Origin of the sequence: Paenibacillus sp. AR247, from assembly GCF_002968895.1 — a bacterium.
GTDB lineage: Bacteria > Bacillota > Bacilli > Paenibacillales > Paenibacillaceae > Paenibacillus_AQ > Paenibacillus_AQ favisporus.
In genome coordinates, this window is record NZ_PCZT01000065.1 from 1 (window position 1) to 1167 (window position 1167).

1 protein-coding gene is annotated in these 1167 nt (G+C 42.3%); it reads right to left on the reverse strand.

Annotation, left to right across the window (positions count from 1 at the left end; translation table 11 throughout):
- A partial coding sequence (locus tag CPT76_RS35850) for a serine hydrolase domain-containing protein (RefSeq protein ID WP_105446257.1) occupies window positions 1-1150 on the reverse strand: 1150 nt, incomplete at its 3' end.
- Window positions 1151-1167 lie beyond the last annotated feature (17 nt).

Here is a 1167-nt window from a genome sequence, read left to right on the forward strand (position 1 = left end):
AGATAACAATGCCTTCTCGCTTGTAACTGCCGATAAACGGTTTGAAATCTACAGAGATCGTTTTTTTGGGGGGAGCGAAGGAATCTCGCATTTTAATACCTGCAAGCTCATTTAGAAGTTCTTTAAATAAGGAAGAATAAAGCTGCTGTGCACCCCCACCATTCGTCAATAAGACGATCGCAACTCCTGATTCTGGTGCTACACGTAAAAAACCATACTGTCCGATCGTAGCACCATCATGACCGAATCCAAAAACGCCATCCCAATCATACAATGCCCATCCTAACCCCCAACCATCGGAGCTAAACGTCCATTTATCAACACAATTGACTTCACGTGTTTGCATGGCAGATACCGTCTCTGATTTCAAAAAATGAGTTCCATCAGAAGCTATTCCTCCATCTACATGCATTTTTGCTAATTGTACAATATCCGCAGCAGAAGCACAGAGAACACCGCCATAAGGACCAGATGAACGGGGTAATGGATTCCAAGTTGGACATGGTTCTGGCTCTTGACCTGGAAGTCCAATGTGACCTATTGCCGATCGAAATCGCAATACATCTTCTGGTAATGTAACGGTACGATTTAGTCCAAGTGGAGTACACAATCTATCCTTAAGTGCATTGTCCCAAGTTTGACCTGTTACAACTTCAATAATTCGTCCCAACACGTTGTATCCAACACTGCTATAGGAAATTGTCCTGCCGGGTGGACAATCCAAAGCTATGTTTTTACTGGCCTCAATATAAAGTGCTAAACAGTCATCACCACGTCCCGTATCATGGGTAAAATCACAGGTTAAACCGCTCGTATGGCTGAGCAATTGTCGAATAGTGATGGTTTTAGTAGCGATCTTATCTGCCGTTTCAAACTCTGGTAATACATCTATTACTGGTGCATCTAAGTCTAATTCACCTGATTCAACCAATTTCATTACCATTGTTGCAGTATGAATTTTGGTTATCGAACCAACCTGAAATACTGAGTCTGTCGTTACCCTTACACCCGTTCCACGATGCAATATACCACTCGCCAATTCGTGAATTTCATCGTTAACAAGTACTGCTAATGATGCACCAGGAACATGATTATTAGCACGTAACTCATCGATACGATTTTGCCAATGGGCAAAGTCGAAATTAGCCATGTTGATTTCCTCCTCCT